The sequence below is a fragment of the Candidatus Jidaibacter acanthamoeba genome (genome assembly GCF_000815465.1).
GTDB lineage: Bacteria > Pseudomonadota > Alphaproteobacteria > Rickettsiales > Midichloriaceae > Jidaibacter > Jidaibacter acanthamoebae.
In genome coordinates, this window is sequence record NZ_JSWE01000195.1 from 1 (window position 1) to 8,740 (window position 8,740).

The following is an 8,740-nucleotide window of genomic DNA, read 5'->3' on the forward strand; positions in this document are numbered from 1 at the left end:
TTTGTAAAGCGGTGTCAAAGCTTTGAAATGAGGGAGAAAGCTAAAGATCCGAATTTTCAAATGAATGACCAACAAAGAAAAGCATTGAAACATATACTTACCTCTAAAGATAAAATTATAGCTATAGAAGGGTTGCCTGGTGTCGGAAAATCAACCGTGTTAAATGGGGTAAGAGATATTTCGGGAAGGAAATTTATCAGTCTTATCGGGTGGGGTGAAAAGTTTCAAGGTAATGCTCCAACTGCTTCAGCAGCTAAGACATTAAAAGAGTCTGCTAAGCTTAAGGAAAGTAACACCCTGCATAGCTTTTTAGGCAAGTATAACGGATATTTAGAAGGAAGAGGAACAAAAGAGTCTTTAGCTATTAAGAAAAGAGAATTTAAAAAGACAGTTTTGTTTTTAGATGAAAGCTCATTAGTTTCAACCAGGATTATGCATAGCTTACTAAAGTTACAAGATATGTTTGGATTAAAGCTGGTAATTACTGGCGGTACCGAGCAGCTAAATGCAGTTGAGGCAGGTAAGCCCTTTGAACAGATTTTATCAGTTATCCCTTCAATTAAGCTAAACCAAATAGTAAGACAAAAAAATAAACTTCATAAGGAAGCAATTATAGCTGCTGCGGAAGGAAATATTGATAAAACTTTTAAAGTACACGGCGATAGAATACAAAAAGCAGGTTATGATACGGAAAAGTTAGCTGAATCGGCTATTGGTTGGTATAAGGCTTTACCTAAGGAAACAAGGGAACAAACATTACTTACTGCTAATACTAGAAGGCTTAGAGATGAAATTAACGAGGGAATAAGAGAACGTTTAACCATATCAGGAGAGTTAAAAAAAGAAACAATGGAGTTCTCGGCTTTAAAGCAAATGGACTTTACTATTGCAGATCATAAGTTTGCTCCTTCATTTGGTAAAGGAAATATATTGAAATTTAACAAGAAATATAAAAATGGTATTAATGCAGGAGATTATTTAAAAGTCGTAAATATTAACGAACTAACAAATAGCTTAACATTAGAGAAGGGAGGAAGAAAGATTTTATACTATTTAAAGAAAGAAATTAATTATGAAAACAAGTTTGAAGTATTCCATGAGGTGAAACTACAGCTACAAGAAGGCCTTAAAATTAGATTTACTAAGAACAACAACCAACTTGGGTTGGTTAACTCTGAAACAGCTAAAATTGAAAAAATATATAAAGATAAGATAACGTTAAAACTGGAAGACGGTACGGTAAAAGAATTATCTAAAGAGCACTTGAAACATATAGATTACGGTTACTGTACTACCATACATGCGTCTCAAGGAAAAACAGTAAAAGATAGTATATCGGTACTTAATCATAATGAATGGCTTAATAACCAAAAAGCATGGTGTGTAGCTATTTCACGTCATAAAGAAAACTTTACTGCTTTAGTGCAGGATAAAGATAAGTTATATAAATGCTTATTGAACAATAAAGGAGACAGGTTGTCCGCTCTGGAATTAGTTTCAGGCAGTGATACAGAGCAGCCGCAAAAGGACTTGCAGATGAAGCATAATAATATTAAAATAGTAAGTAAAGGAATACAGATAGAAGCGTAAAGAATGAATACCAGAGAAAAGTTATGTAAGAAAATTGATAACTCAAGATACTTAGGAAAGATAAGCAAAAAAGTACTTAAGTGGATTGTTATGAGTTTGAACAATAACCAACAAGTTAATTATCGTCATTTTGATTATTTAAAATCACATTCTTCTTATTCATCTTTTATAGAAGGGTATTCTATTCAAGGATTACATTCTGAAAATAGCATAGTAAGTTCATATTCTCATCAGTCTCCTAATATTCATTTAGATATTCAAAATTGCGGTATTCAAGGAAATTTATATAATCCTAATAATTATAATCATCTTTAATAAATACTTATGTATTAGGTAGGCGTCTAAATAACTAAGTAAAATACTTAAAGAGACAGGCTCCAAAGTAATATATCCTAAAAACATAATAAATATTTAATATTACATTAAAATTATTAATAAAAAAGATCTTGTTTAATTTTTAGAAATTATAAAAGTTATTTCTACAACTATAATAATTTTAGGTTAAAAAGTTAACTTAATTTAAATAAATAAGTTTACATGAATAGTTCTAAACTTTTAAAGCTTAAAATATAAAGTAATAGGTAGGAAATATAAATGCTAGAAAGGAATCATGAAATTATAATTTCTAAGTTAAAACAGTATTACCAAAACTTTAGATACCTTAATAATCTAGTAAGAAAAAACCAGCTAGTTACAGAGAGCTTTATAAACCTTGCTATACTTAAAAAACAAACTGTTGATGAGAAAGAGAGGTTATTAAGGGAGATACAGCTAAAGGAAGCGGATTATGGTAGGATAGCAAAGATTAGAGATGAAAGGATAGAAACTTATGAATCAGTACATGAAGATAAAGTAGCAATAGATATTGAGAGTTTATTTGATAAAAGGGCAAGTAAGGAAATTAAGAAATTAGCAATATATGGTAGAGCAGGGGTAGGTAAAAGCACATTGTGTCAATACATAGCTGTGAGGTGGAGTGAAGAAAAAATATGGAATGGTAAGTATAAAGCAATAATATGGTTACCCCTTAGAGAAGTAGTATCTGAGCTGGAAGGTCAAAAAGAGAAATTACTTTTAGCAAGTATAATAAGGAAGCATTGTATTGCGGGAAGAGAAAGAAATAAGCCTAGTATAGAAGACATAGATGATTTTTTAGGGGATTTTAGTAATGTTTTATTCTTGTTAGATGGTTATGACGAAATAGCTCCCATAATAGATAGAGAAAACAAACTAAAACAATTATTAAAAGAGATATTAATAGATCAAAATAGCAACTTAATAATTACATCACGCACAACTAGTAAGATTACACAAGTAGGAAATATACCGATTAATATTGATGAGGAATTGGAAAATATAGGATTTGATAGCAATAATATAATAAGTTATATCAATAAGTTTATGCCTTTAGGTAAGAAAGAGGCAATGCTAAATTTTTTAAAGAATAATAAAAACATATGGGGAATAGCACATACTCCAATTAATTTAGAGTTAATATGCTATGCATGGGAAGACCTAAGGAGAGAAGAAAGTTATACAATGAGTAAATTGTATAAGGTGATAAGTGGAAAGCTACTTAGGAGATATCTAGCCAAAAATAGTGGTAAAGAATTTATGGGGGAAGAAGCTGAAGAAGTAGGACTAAATGAATGGGAGGAGTGTAGGGAATTAGTATTAAAGCTAGAAGAACTAGCTATAGAGGGCATGAAGAGAAATGAGGTAGTAATAAGTAAAGAAGTCGTAGCTAGAGTATTAGGAAGAGAAACTAAAGAGGTTCTTAAGACAGGAATAATAAAAAATATTGGCGAAGAAATAATTTTTCTACATTTAACCTTTCAAGAATATTTTGCAGCAAGATACATAGCAAGAAGTATTAAAGAAATAGGTAGCCCTAGGTTTAAGGAAGCGGTCGACCTGATAATGAAGCATAAATATACTCCATACTATGAGGTTATGTGGTGGTATGTTGCAGGAGTATTGTATGATAGATGTAAACTAAGTAGGGATTATGTGCCACTTATTTGGTTCTGGCATTTAATAGAAACAGAACCTAGAGAGCTTATTGGTATTAGGCATGTATGCTTGCAAGTAAGGTGCTTAGATGAGTGTGAAGTTGATACTAAAATTAATATACATAACAAGCTGCTCACTAATATTGAAAACTTGGTTACTAATAATTGGTATGATAATTTTTTAATAGAAAAACTAAGATTAAGCCCTAATATATTGAAAAATATATTACATATATATACTAGCAAATTAGATGATGAAGAAGTATCTGCTGCGCAAGCTATAATTAACTTTGGTAATGTAGAAAGTAAATTATTAGTTCGTGCAATTTTAGTATGTACAGGTTCCTACGAAGTGCAGTCAATATTAGAAGAATCGTCAGAAGCATTAACAATTATTGCAGCAAATGAAAAAAATATAATTTTTAATTTAATAAATACTTTAAAAGAAATTATTTTAGATAATACTAGTGAAGTTAGATTAAAAAATATAACTAATCTAATAATTTTATTAGGAAAAAAAAATGTTGAAATAAAAGATTATATTAAAAGTGTTTTGGTTGAATTACTAAATAGTAATGAGAAAAGTATTCAATCTATAGCAATTGTTATACTATCGGAATTTAGTCAAATACAAGATGAAAAGTTAAAAATACTGCTAAGCAATCCTAATAAAGTACAATTATCTAAAGAAATACTAAACTATTTATTGCATTGTATAAGTGAAGAAGAAAAATCATTTGCAGCATTATGCAGGACATATGAAATAGTTTTGAATAAAGATGATAAAAGAACGACTAATATAGAGAGTGTTTTTCCTTATAAATTTATAAAATTAAAATATAATGAAATTAAATATATTATAGAAAAACTTGAAGAAAGTTTATTGTCTAATAATGAAGACTCTAAATGTGCAGTAATTGAAACCATTGATCAATTAAAACAATTACAACAAGATACATTTAAAAAGGGGCTATCATATTTACAACGACTTTTATTTAATAAAAATCATATAACTAGAATACAAGCAGCATACGCTCTTTTAGATTTAGAGGAAACACCAGTTGAAACAAGTAAATATTCAGTACAAGTGTTAATTAAAATATTATCAAATAAAGTTAATATAATGTTTACAAGTATAATAGATATATTACATATGCGAGCCTTAAAGAATGATAATATGCTTAATTTCATTCAACAAGAATTATACAAAACAATATTAATTCTTTTTAATTCTGAACAACACGCAATGGGTGTAAAAATCGGAGAAACTTTAAGACAGATTGGAACTGATGAGTATGTTAATAAATTAGCAGATTTATTAAATTGGTTATTAAATGGTGCAAATGATATAGAAAAAGAAAAATATATAGACCTTGAAACAAAAATGAGAGCAATTGATGTATTGTGTAGATGTAAGCAAGTACCAACCGCGTCACTAACTAGTACCATACAATTTTTTAAAATATTTTTTAAGTTTTGTAGTGAAACTGACCTCATTAGTTCAGCTATTTTTACTATGGAAAATATTTGTATCACAAGACCAGAGTTTAGATCCGAACTAGTTGAAATCCTTACTACCGCACTAAAAAATAAGGATATCAGGTGTTTAGCAGCACATAGTTTAGTAAAGTTAAACGAAGTAAATAGCCAAAATTTTTTCTTAATATTACAGGAAGTAATTGAAGGAATTAATTATGAATGGGAAATAAATACAGAGAGTATAGAAAAACTATTAAGTACAGAATGGAGATTGTTAGCTTTAAATGCATTATCTTTACTGAACAACGAACTTATAGAAAGTGCGTCCTTCTCATTATTAACAATTTTAGAATGTTTTAAAATAAGTAAAAATATTCAATGGCTCCAAGATTTTTTAGTGAACACTTTAGAACAAAAAGCATATCTTTTTGTTCAAGAAGATAAGTTGTTTTTATATAGTAATAATACAAAAAAACAAATCACTTTTAATAAGCAATTAATATCAATAGTACTTGAAGAGCTTAAAAAGCAAGCTATAGAATTTGGATTGCCTATTGAGGTGTATAACCACTACTTAGGACAAGATTCTTTAGGTTTTAAAGATAAATTATTAAAAGAACAAACAGTATTACATAAAGCGGCAGAGATTGAAGATTTAAAAACAATAGAAGCAATATTAGCGCAAAGTAAAATAGATATAAATGACCAAAATAATGAATTCAAAATAACTCCTTTAATTTTAGCAGCCCAAACACTTCATTGGAGAGCAGTTAAATTACTGGTCGAAAAAGGAGCTGATATTAACCGATACTATTTGCCAAAAAAGGGCGCACCACGCAATGTGATTGATGAGCTGTTGTATATATATAAATTACATTTAAATGATATTGATTATTATGAAGGTGTATATACGTTACTAAAAAGACAGCAAACTACAGAAGGTAATCAAGATAATATACAATGTATAGATGAAGAGACTAGTAAAATTTTAATTAAAGCAATACAAGAAGGAAATTCAAATAACTTAAAAAAATTATTAGAGGGTTTAAACCTAAACTATTATATTGATAGTGAAAATAATACTCTTTTATTATATGCAATTAGACATAAATCTAATATAGAAGTTATTAAACTACTACTTAGAAAAGGAGCATCGGTTACACAAAATAACAGCCAAAGAGAAAATGCCATAAGTACTTGTAAAAAATCAATTGATATTCTCAAAGGCAGAATTATTGAGGAAGAATTTATAGGAATAATAGGTTATCTTATTGAGAAACGTAAGCCTGTAGATAAATTACATTTAGATAATTTACTAAGTAGATTTTTTAAATATTCAAACCAATCTGAACAACTTATATATAATACAATAAATGAACTTCTGGGAAGAAATAACATACAAGGTATAATTGAAAACAATTCTAACAAATATGCGCAATATTTAATAAATGCAGTAAATTTAAAAATTGAGCATGGTAAAGAATTTATACCTGAGTCATCAGATAAGCTTGAAATGTTGAGTATACGGATATTTATATACTTTAATTACCTAGCAAAGTTAATTATATTTAATGAAGGTAACAAAGAAAAGATTAAAAATATATCTAGTGAAATTTTAAATATATTAGAAACTTATAATAATAAAAGAATAGTGGCATTATATGATCAAAGAGTTCCAAACACAAATGACAGAGTTTTTAATTTTTTAAAAGGGTATCAAGCTCAAAATATATACAACCAAGTTAAGTTACTAGAGGTAGGGCAAGAATACAGTTGTGCGAGTGGTTATACCAACTTAGAGCAAACGGGAGGGCATGCAATATATGTTAGCTTTGTAAAGATAGATGAAGAGCAAGTTATAATAAGAATAGATAACCGGTGGCTTAGAGGCAGTGGGTTAGATCAAAAACTTCATGGGAAGGCTCCTTGGGTAATTAATGATAATCCGCCTAGAATAAAGCCTTATTTGTTGGTAATAAGCTCTTTAAATGATAATTTAAAAATATATATAGAAAATATATTACTTGCTAATTCAAATCGTGCAATATCTGTACAGCATGCTATAAAATTAATATATAGTTTTCCTAATAATTCTAACATTTCAAAAGATGAGCAAGAGACTTACTCAAAAGATTGGCCATATCAAGTTAAACAAGAAGAGAGCTATAATTGCGTATTAAGTAGCCATAATTTTGGAGTCATGATTAGAAGAGGAAGAGAACTGTATAATGAGTTACATAGAGAAGAAAAAAGCTATGCTTACGGTAAATCAGAATTTAATGTCATTATCGAACCACAAGATATTCAGAAGCAAATTTCTCTTCTAACAACACATGTAGAAAGATTATCAATTCAAAAGCCTAAATCAAAAGAATTAGACAAATTAGAAAATGAACTAAAAAATAATTCTACTACATTAAGTAAAGAAAGTAAGGAAGTATTAAAAAAACTACTAAGTGAAATCTCCGATTTAAGTAATAAAGAAAAGAGCTCAATTATATATAGCACAATAAAGAAACAAATGCTTGGAGATAAAGGGCAAGATATTCATAATATATCTATTCAGATAACTTCTAAAACAAAAGGTGTGATTAATAAATTTGTAAAGGCCTGTTTTGATTCAAAACTTTTAAATAGTAATTTTGAACCTCCATACGATAAGTCAGCAACATTTGTAATAAAAGGTGAAGAACTACTGAGATATTCTCAAAACATAGAAATAAATTTTGACACCCCAGTTGAGAAGGTATAACTAAAAATAGATGCTATAAGTTTATAATCCTTATAAATTTTAAAAGTATGTACATACATGTACACACACTTCTAAACCTTTAGAAACCTAAGCTAAGCCTAATTGTATAGACGCGTATACACACATTAAGAAAATTAAACAACTACATGTATATACATGAGTAACTCTAGATTATACCTGGCTTACAGCCGATGCACCTATGGGTGCGATTGGTGTGATCAGGATTTTTAGTCCTGATTTCTTTTTCGGCTATGCCGTCGTCCTTTAAAGTAGGGTATTAACTAGAGTAATTGTTAGTAGTTACCAAGATAAATAAAATTAAGCCCTAGTGGCGATTGAACGAATTAGAAAGAACAAGATAAAGAGATAAGATAAGGCTAAAAGCCTTATCCAGAGTATGGCTTTGATTTTAAGTTACGAATTGCTTCAATTTCTTTGTGTATTCTTACGTAATTTGGATGTAAAATAGCTTCTATTAATACGTATTTGGTTCCCACGTCATCATGCCAATCGCCTGTATAGTTGTTAATTAGAGAATATTGCCATTGAACATAATCGGCGATAATTAGCAGTTGTTGATTGAAGAGTGTACAAACCTTTCGGGTATACTTGCAAAAGCCGCTTGAGTCACCTACAAGCGCATAATTGTTATCAATCACTTTAACAGTATGGTTATGAGTAATATTGTTTTCTAATATCCTTAAAATTCTACTTTCCATTTCGTAATCATTTGAATCCAATTCAAAAAGCACTTTTTCAACTTTGTTATAATGATGTAAGTTTTTCATGGTTTAAACTCCTTCTTATTAATTGCATAAGCGACTGAGCACTTGTTATGAGCGAATATGGCAACCCCCCACCCGGCCTGAGAGAGAGTAGCGAACGAAGGGTTGGAGCGGGCAGGGGG

Annotated in this window: 4 protein-coding genes; 3 read left to right on the forward strand and 1 reads right to left on the reverse strand. The window is 29.3% G+C overall.

Annotated elements, in window-relative coordinates; translation table 11 throughout:
- The 3 genes from NF27_RS09185 to NF27_RS09195 form a co-directional block, all read left to right on the forward strand.
- On the forward strand, nucleotides 1–1,590 hold a 1,590-nt coding region (locus tag NF27_RS09185), incomplete at its 5' end, for an ATP-dependent DNA helicase (protein WP_039458687.1).
- Nucleotides 1,591–1,593: 3 nt separating this feature from the next.
- The gene (locus tag NF27_RS09190) at nucleotides 1,594–1,905 is read left to right on the forward strand and encodes a hypothetical protein (protein ID WP_039458690.1); all 312 of its coding nucleotides are present in this window, start codon (nucleotides 1,594–1,596) and stop codon (nucleotides 1,903–1,905) included.
- 279 nt (nucleotides 1,906–2,184) lie between these two features.
- A complete protein-coding gene (locus NF27_RS09195; protein ID WP_039458693.1) occupies nucleotides 2,185–7,833 on the forward strand; it encodes an ankyrin repeat domain-containing protein in 5,649 nt (1,882 codons plus the stop codon).
- Nucleotides 7,834–8,219: 386 nt separating this feature from the next.
- On the opposite strand, the gene NF27_RS09200 is transcribed toward NF27_RS09195, so the two are convergent.
- The gene (locus NF27_RS09200; RefSeq protein WP_039458696.1) at nucleotides 8,220–8,621 is read right to left on the reverse strand and encodes a hypothetical protein; all 402 of its coding nucleotides are present in this window, start codon (nucleotides 8,619–8,621) and stop codon (nucleotides 8,220–8,222) included.
- Nucleotides 8,622–8,740: the final 119 nt, after the last annotated feature.

What these genes read in the sequence shown, in the direction of transcription:
- NF27_RS09200 (WP_039458696.1), bottom strand. Translation starts at nt 8,621, where the DNA reads ATGAAAAACTTACATCATTATAACAAAGTTGAAAAAGTGCTTTTTGAA.
- NF27_RS09190 (WP_039458690.1), top strand. Translation starts at nt 1,594, where the DNA reads ATGAATACCAGAGAAAAGTTATGTAAGAAAATTGATAACTCAAGATAC.
- NF27_RS09195 (WP_039458693.1), top strand. Translation starts at nt 2,185, where the DNA reads ATGCTAGAAAGGAATCATGAAATTATAATTTCTAAGTTAAAACAGTAT.